Below are 18,210 nucleotides of genomic sequence, written 5' to 3'. Positions count from 1 at the left end.
TGGCCGGGTGACTTCTACAAAAGGCCCTTGATTTAAAGGGCAATCAAGACCGCAAATGGCGGATATCGCAGAGGCTACAAATGGCATCGGTAATAGTAGAAAAACTGGTCAAGAAATACGGAGATCTGGAAGTTCTGCACAGCATCGATCTCGATGTGGAAGATGGGCAGTTCGTCGTTCTTCTTGGACCGTCCGGTTGTGGAAAATCCACACTTTTGCGGACAATTGCCGGTTTGGAATCATCCACTTCAGGCGATATTTCCATTGGTGACCGCCGGGTCAATGGCGTGCATCCCAAAGACCGCAATATTGCCATGGTATTTCAGAATTATGCGCTCTACGCCCATATGAAAGTCCGCGACAATATGGCGTTCTCCATGCAGCTCAGCAAAACGCCAAAGGCGCGCATTGAAGAGCGTGTGAACTGGGCAGCTTCCATTCTGAGCCTGGAACCTTATCTCGACCGCTATCCAAAAGAACTTTCCGGTGGTCAGCGCCAACGTGTCGCCATGGGCCGCGCGATTGTGCGCGATCCTGATGTGTTTCTGTTTGACGAACCCTTGTCCAATCTGGATGCCAAGCTGCGTGTGCAGATGCGCACCGAAATCAAAGAGCTGCACCAGCGACTGAAGACAACGACCGTCTATGTAACTCATGATCAGATTGAAGCCATGACGATGGCTGATATAGTGGTGATCATGCGCGATGGCCACATTGAGCAAATGGGTACGCCGATGGAGATTTATGACAATCCATCCAATCTGTTTGTTGCCGAATTCATCGGCTCGCCCGGGATGAACTTGCTGAAGGGCAAGATTATTGAAGAGGGCGGCAAGATGGTTTGCCGGGTTAACGAGTTGCATCTTCCGCTCCCGGACCAATTGGATGTAACCGTGGGTCAGACAGTTCTTTACGGAATTCGACCCGAACATTTGATCCCGTCCGAGACCGGCTTGAAGGCGACCATCAGTGTTGTTGAGCCGACCGGACCGGAAACACATCTGTTCTGTCATTTGTCAGGCCACGATGTTTGCGCGATCTCACGTGAACGCATGAATTGGAAAGCTGATGAAGTTGTTTCGTTGGAACCAATTGTTGATTATGTCCACGTTTTTGACGCACAAACAGACCAGGCCATTAAACGAAAGATGTAATCATGCCAAAAGCTCTTGTTCTGGAAGAAAAAAACCGAATTCAGATTCGTGATATTGATCTGGACCAGGCAATGGGCGCACAGGATGTGCGGATTGCCATTGATACGGTCGGTGTTTGCGGAAGCGACGTTCACTATTATACCCATGGAAAGATCGGCCCCTTCATTGTGAAGGAACCAATGGTTCTGGGGCATGAAGCAGCCGGAACGGTGATTGAGACCGGATCGTCGGTATCAAACCTTGCTGTCGGTGATCGTGTCTGTATGGAACCTGGAATTCCCGATCCATCATCACGGGCATCAAAGCTGGGGCTTTATAATGTGGACCCTGCTGTTACGTTTTGGGCAACGCCGCCCATTCATGGCTGCCTGACGCCCGAAGTGGTTCATCCCGCAGCCTTTACCTACAAATTGCCAGATCACGTCAGCATGGCTGAAGGTGCCATGGTGGAACCGTTTGCAATTGGTATGCAGTCCGCAGCGAAAGCTGCCATCAAACCCGGCGATATTGCATTGGTTATTGGTGCAGGACCCATCGGCATCATGACTGCTTTGGCAGCATTGGCCGGGGGCTGTGCCAAAGTTTTCATTTCAGATCTCGTGGACGAAAAACTGGGCGTGGCCGCTCAATATGACGGAATTGAACCGATCAATGCAGCCAAGCAGGATGTTGCCTCGGTTATCGCAAAGGAGACAGCGAATTGGGGTGTCGATGTTGTGCTGGAGTGTTCCGGTGCAGGGCCTGCCTACAAGACCGCATTGGCCGCTATTCGTCCTGGCGGTTGTCTGGTGCTTGTGGGGATGCCGGTTGATCCGGTGCCGTTTGACATCGTGTCGGCACAGGCGAAAGAAATTCGCATCGAGACGGTGTTTCGCTATGGCAATATTTATGATCGTGCCATCAATCTGATCGCATCGGGCAAGGTTGACCTCAAGCCGCTGATTTCAGAAACATTCGCGTTTAAAAACAGTGTTGAGGCATTTGACCGGGCTGTCGAGGCGCGCCCGACTGATGTGAAAATACAGATAAAATTGAAAAGCTGAGCACAGCCTCAACGAGCTGGGCAAGCAAGCTGCCGGCTGGAAAACATGGAGCGACATGACACGTGCTGACCCCCATGACCTGCCCTTGTTGAGGACATGGTCGCGTAAATTTGGCAGTAACCCGCTGATGGTTCAGGGGGCTGGCGGCAATACGTCGATCAAGGAAGATGGTGTGATGTGGATCAAGGCGTCCGGCACCCAGCTTTCCGAAGCATTGGATAAAGACATATTTGTCCCGGTCGATCTGACCACCATGATTGAAGAAACTGCAGCGCATCCCGAGCGCGCCGATGAGCCACAGCGTTATCTGCTGCAGGCTGGCGGTCTGAAGCCTTCAATTGAGACCTGCCTGCATGCGGCTTTTCCCAAGCGTGTCGTTTTGCATGTCCACTGTGTCAACACTATTGCGCTGGCGATCAGGACAGATGCTGTTACCGAACTGAGCACGAGACTGACGGCTTTCAACTGGGCCTATGTGGATTATGCAAAGCCGGGTGCGCAATTGGCGAAGCTGGTTCGTAAGGCGCTGAACGAAACGGTTGAGGTAATTATTCTTGGCAATCACGGTTTGCTTGTGGCGGGTGATACTGTTGAAGAAGCTGCCGGGTTAATTGAACAGGTCAGTTCTGCGCTTCACGCCGATGCCGCGCCGGAACAGCCTGTAGATCTGGCGCGGTTGCAGGATGCGGCTGGCGCATATTTTGAACCGGCCGAGCCGGATGACCAGGTTCATCAACTTGCCATGACAAGCGCGCGTATCGAGCAGGCGATTGGTGGAACGCTCTACCCGGATCATGTGATTTTTTGTGGTATTGGCGCCCATGCAACCCGTCCGGGTGAAACAGCCGATGCTTATTGTGTCCGAGCCGAAACAAAACCTCATTTCCTGATTGTGCCTGATGCAGGCGTTTTATGGCGCAAGGATATTACTGAAAACGGGCGCACCATGACCCGGTGCCTGTCGGACGTTATGGTCCGGGTTCCAGCAACTGCCAAGCTGAATTATTTCACCCAAGCGCAGGATTATGAATTGCTGGATTGGGATGCTGAAACCTACCGGCAACAGATGAATGCCTGAAGAAAAAGCTCTGTTTATCGGAGTTGATTTCGGCACATCTGGAGTACGCGTCAGCATCATTGATGCGCGGGGGGTGGAGCAGGCCCACGCTAAAACAGCCTTTGCTTCTATCGGCGCTAATGGCCGTGATCCGCACATCTGGTGGCGCGCATTTCAATTGACCCTGGACAATGCACTGGCTCAGATCGATCCCTCATGCGTTGCAGGACTTGCGATTGACGGAACGTCGGGAACGCTTCTTGCTGTCAATCCAGATGGTGTGCCTTTGGCTGATGCGCTGATGTATAATGATCCATGCACGGATCAGGAATTGCTCAAACGCATTGGGCAGCTCGCGCCTGAGACCAGCGCGGTTCATGGTGCTTCCAGTGGCCTTGCGCGGGCTCTGCAACTGGCGCAGGATCATGAAGCCTACAAAATTCTCCACCAGGCAGACTGGATATCATTCCGATTGTCCGGACAGTTTGTCAGCGATGAAAACAACGCTCTGAAAACCGGTTACGATCCGGTTGAACGGTGTTGGCCAGACTGGGTGGGTGAGACCGGCTTGCCAGTGTCATTGCTTCCAGATGTCTTGCCAGCGGGCACGCTGGTTGGTCCGATATCCGAAGATATTTCTGCTCGTTTTTCCCTGCCAGGTTCCTGTCAAATTATCACGGGCACAACAGATGGCTGCGCGTCTTTTCTGGCAACCGGTGCTGCAGTCGTTGGCGATGGTGTGACCGCACTCGGCACGACGCTCACCCTCAAGATACTCTCGGACAAACCGATTTTTGCACCTGAATATGGCATCTACAGCCATCGGTTGGGCGATCAATGGCTTGCTGGTGGCGCTTCCAACAGCGGTGGCAATGTGCTTCTGGGTTTTTTCACACCGCAGCAAATTATGGATTTAAGCGCTGAGATTAACCCTGAGATTTCAATCGATCTTGATTATTACCCGCTCAGCAAAGCCGGGGAACGCTTTCCCATTTCCGATCCGTCACTCCCTCCCAGATTGACGCCTCGTCCTGCAAATGATGCTAATTTCCTGCAAGGAATGCTTGAAGGCATATCTGCGATTGAGGCCCTAGGGTTTTCGCGCTTGACCGAGCTTGGTGGACCTGCGCTTCGCAGTTTGCGCAGCGTTGGTGGCGGGGCACAGAATGCTGTGTGGCGCCGAATTCGGGAACGCCGATTGAGCGTTCGGTTTCTGGCTGCCAAAAGCCTGGAAGCTGCTTTTGGTACAGCGCTTCTGGCCAGGCGAGGTGCTTATGGCATTTCGTGAAGTGGATTTGAAAGATGTGGCAGAGAATTTTGATGCCTTTCTGATTGACCAGTTTGGCGTGCTTCTCAACGGGCCCGTTGTCTACCCCGGTGCACCTGAAGCCCTGGCGAAATTGGCAGGGCTTGGCAAACCTATTTTGCTGCTCTCCAATTCGGGCAAGCGCTCAACCCCAAATGAACACAGGCTGGCTCAACGGGGTTTTGCGCGGGATGCATTTTTGGGCGTTCTGTCCTCAGGCGAAGCTGCGCATTTTGCCTTGCAGGAGGCCGTTGGCAAGACGCTGCCCCATGGTGCCAGAGTTTTTCTCATTGCACGCGATGGAGACCGCTCGGCCATTGACGGGCTCGATCTGTTGCTGACCGATCAAATCGATGAAGCTGATTTGTTGCTGATTGCCGGCAGCGAGGCGGAGCAATACAAGCTGGAGCACTATGAAGCTCTGCTCAAAATTGCAGCGGACCGATTGGTGCCGTGCTGGTGCACCAATCCGGACAAGACCATGCTGACAAAAGCCGGCCCAATGTATGGGGCAGGGCGCATAGCAAAGCTCTATGAGGAGCTGGGCGGTCAGGTCGCGTGGTTCGGCAAGCCGCATCCGCCGATTTATCAGATTGCCCTTAAAAAGCTTGGCAAGCCACTGCCCTCCAAAGTGCTGTGCATCGGGGACAGTCCTGAACACGATATTCGGGGTGGCCGGGATGCAGGCTGTGCCACAGCCCTTGTTCGCACTGGCATTCATGAGGGCGAAACGATTGCAGGCCTTCAAGCCATTTGCGTCTGGCACAAAGCCCGACCTGACTTTCTACTGTCCCGCTTCGCATTCTGACAGGACCAGACCTATGGGATTGACGCTTTCACTCAACACGAACCCGCTGGTAAATCGGTTTGCGGAACCCGATGATCTGGTTGAGACAATTGCCCGTGACATCAAGTTGCGGGATATCCAGCTCACCCATGAGTTCATCAATCCTAGCTGGTCTGCGCTTGTCATCAACCGGCTGACAAAGCAAATGGACGGGGCCTTGCAACGCACTGGTGCGCGGGTGACCAGTGGAATGACCGGACCTTACGGGCGGCTGAATCATTTTGGCCACCCGGATGCGGATGTGCGCCGCTATTATATCGATTGGTTCAAAACCTTCGCAGATATCATTGGGGATCTGGGTGGCACATCGCTTGGCACGCAGTTCGCGATCTTTACCTTCAAGGATTTTGATGAGTTAAAGCGCCGGGAAGACTTGATTCAAATTGCCATTGAATGTTGGGCGGAGGTGGCCGAACACGCCAAGCGCGCCGGCCTTTCGTTCCTGTTCTGGGAGCCGATGTCCGTCGGGCGAGAATTCGGTGAGACCATTTCAGCATCGTTGGCATTGCAGGATCAACTGACCAAGGCGGAGATGGCAATCCCGATGTGGATGATGGCCGATATTGATCATGGCGATGTCACCAGTGCCAATCCGGATGATTTTGATCCATATGCCTGGGCTCGGGCTGTGCCGCAGATATCTCCGATCATTCATATCAAGCAATCCCTGATGGATAAGGGTGGGCACCGCCCGTTCATTGCGGAGTTTAATGCCAAGGGCCGGATTCAACCGGAACCATTGCTGGCTGCGTTTGCCGAAGGCGGTGCGACCGATAATGAAATCTGTCTGGAACTGTCATTCAAGGAAAGGGAACCCAATGATCGCGAAGTCGTGCCCCACATTGCAGAATCTGTCGCCTTTTGGGCGCCTCACATCGATACGGGCGCTGCTGATTTGAAAATCTGAAGTCATACAGGGAGCCAAGAATAAAGTCCCGGGAACAGGCGCGGCGCACGTGTAACTGGGCCGGAACTGGCAAAGACCAAGGATGGTGTTGACGCACATCATAGATCTTCTTGACCCCTTTGGCGTTCTGTCGAAATCTGTCACACTCATCAGACCTGTTTCGACAGAGTGCTTGTGGAGGTGAAAATGCCGATGCTCATGTCAAAGGCCGTCTCGAAATTCTTTTCCCAGTTGCACGAGCAACCGTGGGTCATGGATGTCTTTGATAATCTGCCGGACATCTTATTCTATATCAAAGATGCCAATTCGCGCTGGATCACCTGTAACCAGGCCAGTTTGCGACTGCTCAACTTTGCAAGTGTTTCAGAAGTCTACGGAGCGGTGGAGCATGATTTTTTCCCCAAGATCATTGCTGATGCAATCCGTGCCGATGATCTGGACGTTATCCGCAATAATCGTAAAATTATAAACCGTACAGAGTTGATTGTGGACGAGGCGGGTTTGTTAACCTGGGTTTCGACCAGCAAGACGCCACTTGTTGGGAAAGATAATTGCGTTGCCGGGTTGGTTGGAACCACGCAGGTCTTGCACCGGTTGGATGATTTACCGCAAGCCTATCAACCGTTTCAGGCTGTCATGCAACATATTCAGGACGGTATTGATAGTACGATAAGTATCAGTGACTTATCGCGAATATCATGCCTTTCCGAGAGCCAGTTTCGGAAACGGTTTCGCGCTCTTTTTCGACTTTCGCCGCAGGAATTCATTCTGCGAGCCCGGTTGCAACGGGCTGCAAAGCTCCTGTCTTCTACTGATATGCCGCTTGTACGCATCGCTCTGAAGTGTGGCTATTGCGATCAGAGCTACTTCACAAAGCAGTTTCGTGGCTTTTTTGGCATGCCGCCACGACGGTATCGGCAGGTATGGCAATCTGGCGCTAATGAGCGATAAGTTATAAAAAAGGCTCGAATAGCAAAATCATTCTCCTGCGATGTGCCGCTAGGCTAATCCCATAATCCGGCGGAGATCGGATTGGGAGGACGATATGCCGGTTTTCATATTTGAAGGCCTATCCGTGCATTATGATGTGTCCGGAGAAGGTCCTGCAGTGCTGTTTATGCACGGTCTGGCTGCTGAGCGCGGCCAGGCTCAACAAACGCTCGCCTCCGAAAACAACAATCAACTGATCACGCTTGATATGCCCGGCCATGGTGAGACCCATGCAAATGCGGGTGGTCCTTCCAGTGACCTGACAGGCTTTGAAATTTACAGCCGGATCGCGCTCTCCCTCCTGAACCACCTCAACATTGACCGGGCCATTCTGGGCGGCATTTCCATGGGTTCTGGAATTGCGCTGCATATGGCTTTGGCGCAACCAAAGCGCGCTCTTGGGCTGTTCCTGGTTCGGCCTGCATGGTTGGCGCAACCTGCCAGACCGCATTTGAATGTGATTGCGCAACTGGGCAGGCTTCTGGGCGAGACAACACCGGAAAAAGCCGCCAAAGCTTTGGCCGGTGATGCTGAATTTCAAGAGTTGTTTTCCGGTATTCCCTCTGCTGCAGATTCTGTGTTGAATGCTGCAAAGCATCGACAGATTAGCGAAAATCCCAATGTTCTGTCCGAACTCGTCGATGATCAACCGTTTGGCAGACTTGAGGATTTGGCGGGTATCAACTGTCCGGCGCTTGTTCTTGGCAACAATGCAGACCCGCTTCATCCGCCCCGCATTGCACGTATTATCGCAGGCTCATTGCCAAAGGGTCGTTATGCCCATTTGCCACCGCGCTATCTGGAAGCTGAGGCTCACGGTGCGGCGCTGCTGACGCATTTTCATTCCTTTCTTTCAGCGCACAGCACTGCGCTGGCTCATTCATCCTGAAGAGGTTCGTCATGATTACCAAACGTATTTCCACTGAGGCCATTCTTGAAAAACTGCAAGCAAAACGGGCTGCAAAAAAACCCATCATGATCGCCAGTGCGGGGAGTGGCCTTGTGGCGAAAATCCTTGAAGAATCCGGTGTTGATTGCATCAATACTTTTTCCGGCGCGCGGCTTCGGGCCAATGGAATGGGCACCATGTCAATGATGTGGCCGATCCTGGACAGCAATCATCAGACCCTGACGTATACCCGAGAGGACATCATGCCTGCCTTGAAGGGTCAGTCCTTTGTCTGCGCCTGCCTGAATGCCAATGACCCGTTGCGCGATATGCGCATGGTGCTGAATGATTGCCTGGCGATGGGGGTGAATTCTGTCTCCAACATCGGCCCTTCCATCAGCTATGTCGACAAGGATAGCGAGATCTTCAATGTCCTGACCAGTGCCGGCATCACGCTTCAGAACGAAATAGACATGTTGAAACTGGCCCGTGAAGAAATGGGCATGGTGACGATTGGCCTGACCTTCACCAAGGATGACGCGCTGGAACTGGTCGAAGGCGCACGGCCCCACATATTCTGCTACCACGCCGGAACCACGAAGGGCGGCCGCACCGGTTACGACAATGGTGTCACCATTGCCGAAACAGCGCGCGAAACTGAAGACGTCTATCAGGCCATTCGCAAGATTGATCCAAACATCATTCTGGTTGGTCATGGCGCGGCCATGGAGACACCGGAAGACGCGCAATACATGCTTGATCATACATCAGGCGATGGGTTCTGGACCGGGTCCTCGACCGAGCGTCTTCCCATTGAACGCGCGGTCACTGCTGCCGCCGCTGAATTCACCTCTCTGACATTCAATTCGTGAGAAGACCAATGACCAAGACAATTGCCATTCTTGCGACACTGGATACCAAGGGCGATGAATGCGCCTATCTGAGGGATGAGATCACCCGCCTTGGGGCCACGCCCTATCTGATTGACATAAGTGTGGTGGGTGATGCTGATCTGACGGCCGATATCAGCGCTGCCGAAGTGGCTGATGCGGGCGGCACGTCTTTGACCAGTCTGCGCGTCGCGCCTTCCCGGGAAGTGGCTTCCGAGGTGATGGTCCGGGGTGCAATTGCCAAAATGCTTGGGCTTATCGGATCAGGCGACGTGGATGGTGTCATCAGCCTTGGCGGGACACAGGGCACAGGCAATTGCACGCAAGTCATGCAAGCTCTGCCATATGGATTTCCGAAACTGATGCTGTCGACCATGGCGTCCGGTGACACATCCGGTTATGTCGGCATCAAAGACATCACCATGATGTTCTCGGTCAGTGATATTCTGGGTTTGAACCCTTTCTTCCGGACAATTTTATCCAATGCTGCCGGTGCCATTGTTGGCATGGCTGACGCAACCAAGCCAATCAGCTTTACGCCCGGCAAACCGGTCATCGGGATGACCAATCTTGGGGTTCTGACACAGGGCACTATCCACGCCATGAAGCGCCTGTCTGATCAGGGCTTTGAAACCATGGTGTTTCACGCTGTTGGCTCTGGCGGTCGTGCCATGGAGCAATTGATGCGTGATGGCATTATTCAAGCCGTTTTTGATTTCGCTCTCGGGGATTTGATGGATGAGATCGGCGGCGGTATCCGTGCAGCTGATAAGGACCGATTGACGGTTGCGGGCGCCTTGGGTCTGCCGCAGGTGGTTGTGCCAGGTGGCACCGATCATCTGGGCATACTGGTAGATGAGCCGAACAGTATTCCGGAGAAGTATGCAGACCGGAAAGTGACATTTCATAACCCGGTCATTCTGGTGCCGCGCACATCTGGTGAAGAGTTGGAGCAATTGGCCAAGACGATTGGCGACCGCTTGCGCGGCGCAAAAGGGCCGACGCGCGTTCTGGTGCCGACCAGGGGTCTGTCCAGTTATTCCGTTCCAGGTGGCCCCCTGGAAGACAAAGAGGCTGATGCGCGCTTGATTGCCGCTTTGCACAAGCATGTTTCCCATGAGGTGACCGAGATTGATGCGGGTGCAGAAGACACGGTTTTTGTCGATCAGGCTGTGGATGCCTTGCTTGCCCTGATTGCGACCAGGCAGGAGGCATGAGGTGAAACTGTCTTGCCAATCACTTGAGAAAAACTTTGGCCGCGTAACAGCGCTTGATGGCCTGAGCTTTGATGTTCCGGAGGGTGCGTTTTTTGCGCTTCTGGGGCCGAGTGCGGCTGGCAAGACAACTTGTTTGCGAACGATCTGTGGCTTGGAAAGACCGGATCGCGGCACCGTATTTGTCGATGGGCAGGACGTGACACAGGCACCGGTTCAGGGGCGCGATCTGGCGATGGTTTTTCAATCCTTTGCCCTTTATCCGCATTTGTCGACCGAACAGAATCTTGCCTATCCGCTGCGTGAAGCCGGACTGCCATCTGCGGAGATTAAATCTCGCGTGGGGGAAATGGGAGAGCTGCTGCGCATCAGCCATGCGCTGGGTCGAAAGACCACACAATTATCCGGTGGAGAGCAACAGCGTGTTGCCATTGGCAGGGCGTTAATCCGACAGCCCAAACTGCTGTTGCTGGATGAGCCATTGACCAATCTGGACGCAAAGCTGCGTGACGAGATGCGCGCTGAGTTCAAACGGCTGCACCGGGATCTTGGCATCACCATGGTCTACGCAACGCCGGATCAGCTGGAAGCCATGACCATGGCCGACACGATTGGTGTTTTGCAAAATGGTCAGATCAGTGAAATTGGCACGCCTGATGCGCTTTATGCAACGCCCGGTTCCATTGGCGTTGCGCGTTTGGTCGGCTCTCCGCCGATCAACCTCATCGAGGCGACAGGCAGCGGCGTGGAACTTGATCTGGGATTTGCAAAAATCCCGTCTGATCATCGCGCCCAGGGTGCACTCACATTGGGGTTGAGGCCCTTTGATATTCAGGTTGCAGAGAGTGCCGAGACCGCACTTCTGCACGGAAAGGTCATTGTGACCGAACCCCTTGGTGATCTGGAAATTGTCGATGTCGAAACTTCGGGAAATGAACTGAAGGTTGCCCTTAGAGGGGCACACGTCGGTCAGGCAAAGCCTGGCGATCTTCTACCGCTGAATTTCGACGCCGATCGCCTTTTGTACTTCGACACCACGACCGGGTTGCGCCTTGATATGCCGCCCGTTCAAAACTGACTGCCATCAACTTAGGGAGGATATGATGGAACACAAGCGAATGACACTGAAGAGAACCCTGTCGGTTCTGGCGCTGACTGCAGCCCCGTTTCTGGTTGCCGAAAGTGCCTGGGCCAAGGATATTACAATCCGCATGGCTGCACCTGACTGGGGCCCAACGCGCTTTATGCAGGAGCATGCAAATGCGACTTACAAGGCACCGTCTGGCAACAATGTTCAGCTCGAAATTGATTTCATTCCATGGCCGAACTTTTTTGACCGGGTGAATGCATCGCTCAATTCCGGCGAGCAGAAATACCAGATGATTGTCTCTGACAGTCAGTGGCTGGGAACGTTCATTGAAAGTGGCCACTTCCTGAAGCTCAATGATCTGATTGCAGCCGATCCGGGATTGCAGGCCATCATGAACAATCTGCACCCGGCTTTGGTCTCTGGCTACTCGACTTATCCGAATGTCGCTGCCGCTGAAATTGAGAAAACCGGCTATCCGCATCCGGATGCGAATTACTATGGCTTCCCGCAATTCCCTGACACTTATGTGACCTATTACCGAACTGATCTGTTCTGTGATGAAGGTGAGCATGCCACTTTCAAGGCTGCTTATGGAAGCGATCTGCCTTGTAATCCCGATGATTGGGAAAGCATTACCTGGGATGATTGGGAGAATTTCGGAAAGCATTTTGCCCGCAAAAGCGGCGAGAAGCTTGGCAGTGGGACTGCCGATGGTGACTTCTATGGGATCGCTTATCAGGCAGCCAAACCGCTTGATTTCTCAACCATGCAGATCAATGCGTTTTTCTGGCAATTTGGTGGTGGCATCTGGGATGAAACTACGCAGCCGAATTCCCCGGCACTGGGCGTTGTAAACTCAGCTGAGAATGTGGAAGGGTTCCAACGCTTCCTTGATTTGCTGGAATATGCACCGCCAATCGCCAAAACAGGTCAGATGGGTATTTTTGAAATCCAGGATCTGTTCATGCAGGGCAAAATCGCAGCCATTGTTGACTGGGTTGCTTTGGGAGCCCCTGTTATCGATTCGGCCACATCCAAGGTTCATGACCGTGCCGCTTTTGCGGTGCCACCAGGCAATATGCGCGATGGCAAGATGGATCGGACCGGTAATCTGGGCGGACAACCTTTTGTTCTGACCACGTGGAATGATGATGAAATCATCAAGGAAGCGCTTGATGTGGTGAAATGGTGGTTGTCGGAAGAGACCCAGATTGCTGCGGTCAAAGCTGGCGGACAATCGGGCCTGGTCAGCGTGCTGAACAACCCGGACTATGAGAGCTGGGCACCCTGGAATGCACAGCACAAGGCGATGCTGGAGTGGCAGAAAGATCTGTGGCACGTGCCTGAATTCTTTGAGTTGCTGACACAGCAGCAGGAGGAGTTTGACAAAGCCATCACCGGTCAGATTTCCGCACAGGAAGCTCTGGATAATGTAGCTGCATTCCAGGATGAGTTGCTGCGTGACGCCGGTCGGATCGAAGATTGATCTGAAATGACGAAGGAGCGTTCTGCCATGGTTGATCTCAACCCATCCAGATCTGGTGGCTTGTTAGCCTGGTTGAACGCGCCTGAGCGGCGCGGCCCTTTATTGGTCGCGCCTGCTCTTATCACATTGTTCGTGATGAATATTTTTCCGCTTCTGTGGTCTTTCGGATTGAGCTTTTTCAACTACCGGGCCAATCGGCTGACCGTCCCTTCCTTCAAGGGGCTCGATAATTACGAGAAGGTGCTAACCGACCCTGTGGTCTGGGAACGCTTTCAAACGACGGGTATCATCGTCGGTGCTTCCGTAACGCTGCAACTGATCTTTGGATTTTTGCTGGCATTGCTGTTTGCCAAGACATTTCCGTTACGTCGCATTTTGCTGATGCTTGTGCTGGCGCCAATGATGCTGTCTTTCGTATCCGTCGCGATCTTTTTCAAACTGTTTTATGATCCCACGCTGGGATTGTTGAGTTGGGCCATTGGGCTTTTCACCGGCGAGCCGTTTATTCTGTTGGCCACACCGGCAGGTTCCATTGCAGCCATCGTAATCGCAGATGCATGGATGTGGTCACCGTTTGTCATGTTGCTGGTGCTGGCCGGTTTGGTGTCGGTGCCGACATATCTTTATGAAGCTGCCGAAATTGACCGGGCATCGCCGTGGCGGCGCTTTCGAACAATCACATTCCCTTACATCAAGAGCCTTTTACTGTTGGCGCTTTTGTTTCGGACGATTGAAACCTTCAAGCTGTTTGACCTGTCTTTTTTGATCACCGGAGGTGGTCCCGGCGCGTCAACTGAAACGGTTGCAATTTATGCTTACCGGTTGGGCTTTCAGTTCTTCAGAACCAGTCAGGCATCCGCATTGGCCTATCTGATCCTGTTTGTCGTGATCGTGCTGACGAGCATTTATCTCTACATCGTCAACCGGCGCAATGAGGAGGGCTGATCATGGCATATCGCAAAGCTCCTTTCCGCAAGCCGGGCCAAGCCGGTTGGCTCTATAGTCTGGTGACGGGTGTCATTGCGCTGATCTACTTCTTTCCGGTCCTGTGGATGATCCTGACTGCGTTCAAGACGCGCTCCGATGCGCTGGCCATTCCGCCAAAGCTGTTTTTCACACCGACATTTGATAATTTCAAATCCGTGTTTTTCCGCGATACCCAGGCGGGCGACGCCGTTGCCACGGGCTTTGTTCAATATTTTGTCAATTCAGCCTTTATCGGCGGAAGCAGCGTGATCCTGGCACTTATCATCGGCACACTGGCTGCCTATGCTTTTTCGCGCTATCCGCTCAAGGGCAATGACACTTACATGTTCATCATTCTGACGACACGGATGTTGCCGCCGATTGTGGTCATCATCCCGATCTTTCTGATGTTCCGTGTTACCGGTCTGTCGGGCAGTTATATTGGTATTATTCTGCTTTATACGGCGTTCAATCTGCCGTTCTCCATCTGGATGATGAAAAGCTTTTTTGATGATCTCAATCCGGAGATCGAGGACAGCGCACGATTGGATGGATCAAACGACTGGAAAGTCTTTTTCCGGATTTGCCTGCCCCAGGTTCTGGCCGGGCTGGCCGCAACGGCAGTGTTTGCGCTTATTCTCACCTGGAATGAATTCCTGTTTGCCCTGTTGTTGACCGGCTCTGACACCCGCACGGTTCCCGTGGCCATGGCCAACACAATCGGGGGTGAAATTGGCGTCGACTGGGGCCTGCTGTCTGCCATTGTCAGCCTGTTCTTGATACCTGTTTTCATCGTCACCTTTGTCCTGCAAAAACAATTGCTGCGCGGCGTTACATTCGGGACCATCCGCAAATGAGTGGAATTTCGCTGAAAAACATAACCAAGCAGTTTGGTGATCTGACGGCAGTGGATGCTGTCACATTTGATGTTGCCGATGATGAAGTGCTGTGCCTGCTGGGGCCATCCGGGTGCGGTAAAACCACAACTTTGCGGATGATTGCCGGCCTTGAAAACGCAACAGATGGTGAGATCTATCTGAGTGGTCAGGACATGACCCATTTGCCTGCGCGCGCGCGCAATGTAGCGATGGCCTTTCAGTTCTACGCGCTTTATCCGAACTTGACGGTGAGCGATAATCTGGCTTATCCGCTGCATGCCGAAGGCGACAGCTCTGCGGATATTGCGGCGAAGTTGCGTGACATTGCGCAAGTGCTGCAAATGGATCATGTGCTGGACCGCTTTCCCCATCAGCTTTCGGAAGGTGAAAAACAGCGGGTTTCGGTCGGGCGCTGCATCATTCGCCGTCCAAACTGCTTTCTGTTTGATGAACCGCTCAGTCGTCTGGATGTGCAATTGCGCGAGGAGATGCGCAGCGACATCAAAAAAGTCCTTTCTGGTCTGTCGCGTCCCACAGTGATTGTCACGCATGATCAACTGGAAGCCATGACCATGGGAGACAGAATTGCGGTCATGCGGGACGGCAAAGTTGAGCAGATTGGCGCGCCGCAGGATGTGTTCAACAATCCTGCGAATACGTTCGTCGCCGGTTTTATCGGCACCCCGCAGATGAACCTTGTGAGCGGCATCATCTCCGGAATTGGTGGAGCAATAGCTGTTTCAATTGGACAGGATGTAATCGAGTTGACCGGGGAACTGGCGCAACCCGGACATTATCTTAAGCTTGGTGATGCCGTGACATTGGGAATGCGTCCAAGAAGCGCAAGCCTGGAGAGTGAAAGCGGGCCGAGGATTCTGTCCGGCACTTGCGAATTGATTGAGCCGATGGGCGCTGAAACGCTGCTGCGCATTGCGCATCCGGCAGGCCAGATCAGGGCTATCGTGACTGACCGACAGGGTTTGAATGAAGGCGGAACCATTCACGTTCGGTTTGCGCAGGGCAGTTACAGATTGTTTCATGCCGATGGCAACAGGATTGGAGACACAGTGTGAGTGACAATCCAGCGCTGATGGGCGCGCGCGAAGCCCGTAATTATCGTTTTGCCATTCTCGGGCTTTGCATCCTGTCATTGATCTTCGTGTTCCAGCCATTTTCCCTGACCCTGTTTTCCATCGGGTGCCTTGGGGTTATCTGTGGTGGTCTGGTGTTCAACATCATGCCTTTTTGCACGGAGGGTACGCCCAGACGAAAACTGCTTACCGGACTGGGCTGGGTTGTCGCTATTTTATTGGTAATGGCCCTTTTGGCTTCGGCCGCGGCCTATGGCTACATCCTGTATTTGACAGCTTCCCGCTAAGGAAAAAGATCCTAAGCCTAACTATACCGGGCTTAAAGCGGCTCAGCGCCATTCGGTCCCTCTTGATCAAAATCAATGACAGTTCTGAACTTTATCCTGACAATCGAAACATAATGCAGACCGATGATCTGCAGTTCCGTTTGTGTCGAGATACCCAGCCAACGTTCATTATGGGCTTGCTGGTTTGTGATCAATGAAAGTTCGCTGCGCATAACATGAAATTGCTGTCTCCAGATCGTTGGAATGTAGCTCTGCTGGCCATTGCGCTTATCGGACTTGTGTCTGGTATAGGCCTTTGGGCAGCTGGGTATTCGGGTCTGGCGGATTATGTCTGGGCTGGCGGCGTCATTCCGATTCTGGCGGCCCTCATTGTCGAGATCATCCGAAGCCTGAGGCAGGGTGATTTAGGGCTCGATATTGTGGCAGCGCTTTCAATGTCTGCCGCGCTGTTTTTTGGGGAAACATTGGCTGCGGCCGTTGTGGCCCTGATGTATTCCGGCGGCACCCTTCTTGAAAGCTTTGCAGAGGTGCGGGCCCGCCGGGAGATGAGCGATCTGCTTTCGCGCGTGCCTCGGACAGCAACAATTCATCACAACGGCAAATTGGAAGAAGTTCCGCTGGATGATGTGGCGCCCGGTGATCTGCTGTTGATACGCCAGGGCGACATTGCGCCTGTGGATGGCGCGGTAGAGAGCGGTCGGGCGCTGCTGGATCAATCGGCGCTGACCGGTGAATCGATGCCAGTCCGGCTGGAACAAGGCCAGGCCGTGATGAGCGGATCCACCAATGCGGGCGAAACGTTTGATCTGCGTGCAACGCATCTGGCAGCCAACAGCACCTATGCTGGAATTGTGCGGCTGGTGGAGGCGGCACAAAAGTCAAAAGCACCAATGGTGCGGTTGGCGGATCGGTATTCCCTTCTGTTCCTGGCCGTCACAATTGCCATGGCAACTCTGGCCTGGTGGTTTAGTGGCGATCCTATCAGAGCGGTCGCTGTGCTTGTGGTTGCAACGCCCTGTCCGCTTATTCTGGCCGTTCCGGTTGCTCTGGTGGCAGGGCTGTCACGGGCTGCGCATTACGGTGTGCTGATCAAGGGCGCAAAGCCGCTTGAGGCTTTGGCGCGGATTGAGACCATGATCGTTGACAAGACTGGCACGCTGACAGAAGGGCGGCCCAAAATCGTGTCAATCGACGCACTATCTGATCTGACACCTGATGAGATGCTGTTCTTTGCAGCCGGGCTTGACCAAGGGTCAAAGCATCCTGTTGCACAGGCCATTGTGGCGTCGGCGCAGCAAAGGGGCATGCATCTTCCGGTCCCAACCGATCTTGTGGAAACCCCCGGTGAGGGCATCACCGGCAGGATTGACGGGCATGATGTTGTTGTTGGCGGCGAGGATTTTGTCATGGGTCTTGCAGAATGTGCCCGGATGGATCACCCGGCCCGGTCGAACGGCGCGGTTATTGTCGCGTTGGCAGTGGATGGCCAATTGGTTGGGCACATCGAAATGGCAGATGCGCTGCGCAGCGGCACAATTGCTTTTCTGAAGGGTCTGCGCCGGATTGGCATGAAACGTATTCTGCTTGCGACCGGTGACCGTCTCTCTGTCGCCGAGGCCGTGACTGACGGACTTGATCTTGATGGTTTGCGTGCCGAGCTGACGCCTGACCAAAAGGTGCTGCTGGTTCTGAGTGAGCGAAAGAACGGCCCTGTCATGATGGTCGGCGATGGTGTGAATGATGCGCCGGCATTGGCCGCTGCTGATGTTGGGGTGGCCATGGGCGCACGCGGCACGGCGGCGTCGGCAGAAGCTGCAGATGTCGTGCTGCTGGTTGATCAACTGGATCGATTGCTGCCCGGATTGGAAATTGCACGCAGATCACGTCGCATAGCTCTGGAAAGTGTCGGCATCGGGATCGGTTTGTCATTTGTCGGAATGATTGCCGCCGCACTGGGCTATCTCGCACCGGTGCAGGGCGCTGTTCTGCAGGAAGTGATTGATGTGGCGGTGATCCTGAATGCGTTGAGAGTCCTGAATACAGTGCCGCTCGAAGCGTAAAATCATTGCCAAAGACTGCACAGGTCGTCAGACCAAAATCGTTGCGAAAGATGAA

General features: G+C 53.5%; 17 protein-coding genes. All 17 read left to right on the top strand.

Translation table 11 applies throughout. From position 1 onward, the window contains the following. Positions 1-80 precede the first annotated feature (80 nt). The 17 genes from RAL91_RS22975 (at position 81) to RAL91_RS22895 (ending at position 18,155) form a co-directional block, all read left to right on the top strand. Entirely contained in the window at positions 81-1,154 is a 1,074-nt protein-coding gene (locus RAL91_RS22975; RefSeq protein ID WP_306258560.1) for an ABC transporter ATP-binding protein, read from the top strand. Between the two features lie 2 nt (positions 1,155-1,156). Further along, entirely contained in the window at positions 1,157-2,197 is a 1,041-nt protein-coding gene (locus RAL91_RS22970) for an NAD(P)-dependent alcohol dehydrogenase (protein WP_306258559.1), read from the top strand. Positions 2,198-2,252: 55 nt separating this feature from the next. Then, a complete protein-coding gene (locus RAL91_RS22965) occupies positions 2,253-3,275 on the top strand; it encodes a class II aldolase/adducin family protein (RefSeq protein WP_306258558.1) in 1,023 nt (340 codons plus the stop codon). Continuing rightward, positions 3,268-4,542 carry an FGGY-family carbohydrate kinase gene (locus RAL91_RS22960; RefSeq protein WP_306258557.1) on the top strand — a complete coding sequence of 425 codons (1,275 nt, stop codon included), beginning with the start codon at positions 3,268-3,270 and terminating at the stop codon, positions 4,540-4,542. Before RAL91_RS22965 ends, RAL91_RS22960 begins: the two co-directional genes overlap by 8 nt. Further along, complete coding sequence (locus RAL91_RS22955) at positions 4,529-5,368, top strand: TIGR01459 family HAD-type hydrolase (RefSeq protein WP_306258556.1); 840 nt, start codon at positions 4,529-4,531, stop codon at positions 5,366-5,368. The genes RAL91_RS22960 and RAL91_RS22955 overlap by 14 nt, the downstream gene beginning before the upstream one ends. A 13-nt stretch (positions 5,369-5,381) precedes the next feature. Further along, a complete protein-coding gene (locus tag RAL91_RS22950) occupies positions 5,382-6,314 on the top strand; it encodes a TIM barrel protein (protein ID WP_306258555.1) in 933 nt (310 codons plus the stop codon). Between the two features lie 186 nt (positions 6,315-6,500). Beyond that, entirely contained in the window at positions 6,501-7,265 is a 765-nt protein-coding gene (locus RAL91_RS22945; protein ID WP_306258554.1) for a helix-turn-helix domain-containing protein, read from the top strand. A 94-nt stretch (positions 7,266-7,359) separates the two neighbouring features. Next, the gene (locus tag RAL91_RS22940; RefSeq protein ID WP_306258553.1) at positions 7,360-8,193 is read left to right on the top strand and encodes an alpha/beta fold hydrolase; all 834 of its coding nucleotides are present in this window, start codon (positions 7,360-7,362) and stop codon (positions 8,191-8,193) included. An 11-nt stretch (positions 8,194-8,204) separates the two neighbouring features. Further along, positions 8,205-9,065, top strand: a complete 861-nt coding sequence (locus RAL91_RS22935; RefSeq protein ID WP_306258552.1) for a phosphoenolpyruvate hydrolase family protein — start codon at positions 8,205-8,207, stop codon at positions 9,063-9,065. A gap of 8 nt (positions 9,066-9,073) precedes the next feature. Further along, complete coding sequence (locus tag RAL91_RS22930; RefSeq protein ID WP_306258551.1) at positions 9,074-10,300, top strand: Tm-1-like ATP-binding domain-containing protein; 1,227 nt, start codon at positions 9,074-9,076, stop codon at positions 10,298-10,300. Between the two features lies 1 nt (position 10,301). Continuing rightward, positions 10,302-11,375 (top strand): ABC transporter ATP-binding protein, encoded by a 1,074-nt coding sequence (locus tag RAL91_RS22925; protein WP_306258550.1) that lies wholly within the window; start codon positions 10,302-10,304, stop codon positions 11,373-11,375. 40 nt (positions 11,376-11,415) lie between these two features. Beyond that, positions 11,416-12,873, top strand: a complete 1,458-nt coding sequence (locus RAL91_RS22920; RefSeq protein ID WP_306258549.1) for an extracellular solute-binding protein — start codon at positions 11,416-11,418, stop codon at positions 12,871-12,873. Positions 12,874-12,900: 27 nt separating this feature from the next. Continuing rightward, entirely contained in the window at positions 12,901-13,818 is a 918-nt protein-coding gene (locus tag RAL91_RS22915) for a carbohydrate ABC transporter permease (protein ID WP_306258548.1), read from the top strand. 2 nt (positions 13,819-13,820) lie between these two features. Further along, on the top strand, positions 13,821-14,696 hold the full coding sequence (locus RAL91_RS22910) for a carbohydrate ABC transporter permease (protein WP_306258547.1): 876 nt from the start codon (positions 13,821-13,823) through the stop codon (positions 14,694-14,696). Beyond that, positions 14,693-15,790, top strand: a complete 1,098-nt coding sequence (locus tag RAL91_RS22905) for an ABC transporter ATP-binding protein (protein WP_306258546.1) — start codon at positions 14,693-14,695, stop codon at positions 15,788-15,790. The genes RAL91_RS22910 and RAL91_RS22905 overlap by 4 nt, the downstream gene beginning before the upstream one ends. Next, positions 15,787-16,095: a hypothetical protein gene (locus RAL91_RS22900; RefSeq protein WP_306258545.1), complete on the top strand. Its 309-nt coding sequence runs from the start codon at positions 15,787-15,789 to the stop codon at positions 16,093-16,095. Before RAL91_RS22905 ends, RAL91_RS22900 begins: the two co-directional genes overlap by 4 nt. 215 nt (positions 16,096-16,310) lie before the next feature. Then, positions 16,311-18,155, top strand: a complete 1,845-nt coding sequence (locus RAL91_RS22895; protein ID WP_306258544.1) for a heavy metal translocating P-type ATPase — start codon at positions 16,311-16,313, stop codon at positions 18,153-18,155. Positions 18,156-18,210: the final 55 nt, after the last annotated feature.

Origin of the sequence: Pararhizobium sp. IMCC21322, from assembly GCF_030758295.1 — a bacterium.
GTDB lineage: Bacteria > Pseudomonadota > Alphaproteobacteria > Rhizobiales.
The sequence above is the reverse complement of the archived record's forward strand: the minus strand, read 5'-3'. Positions and strand labels throughout refer to the sequence as shown.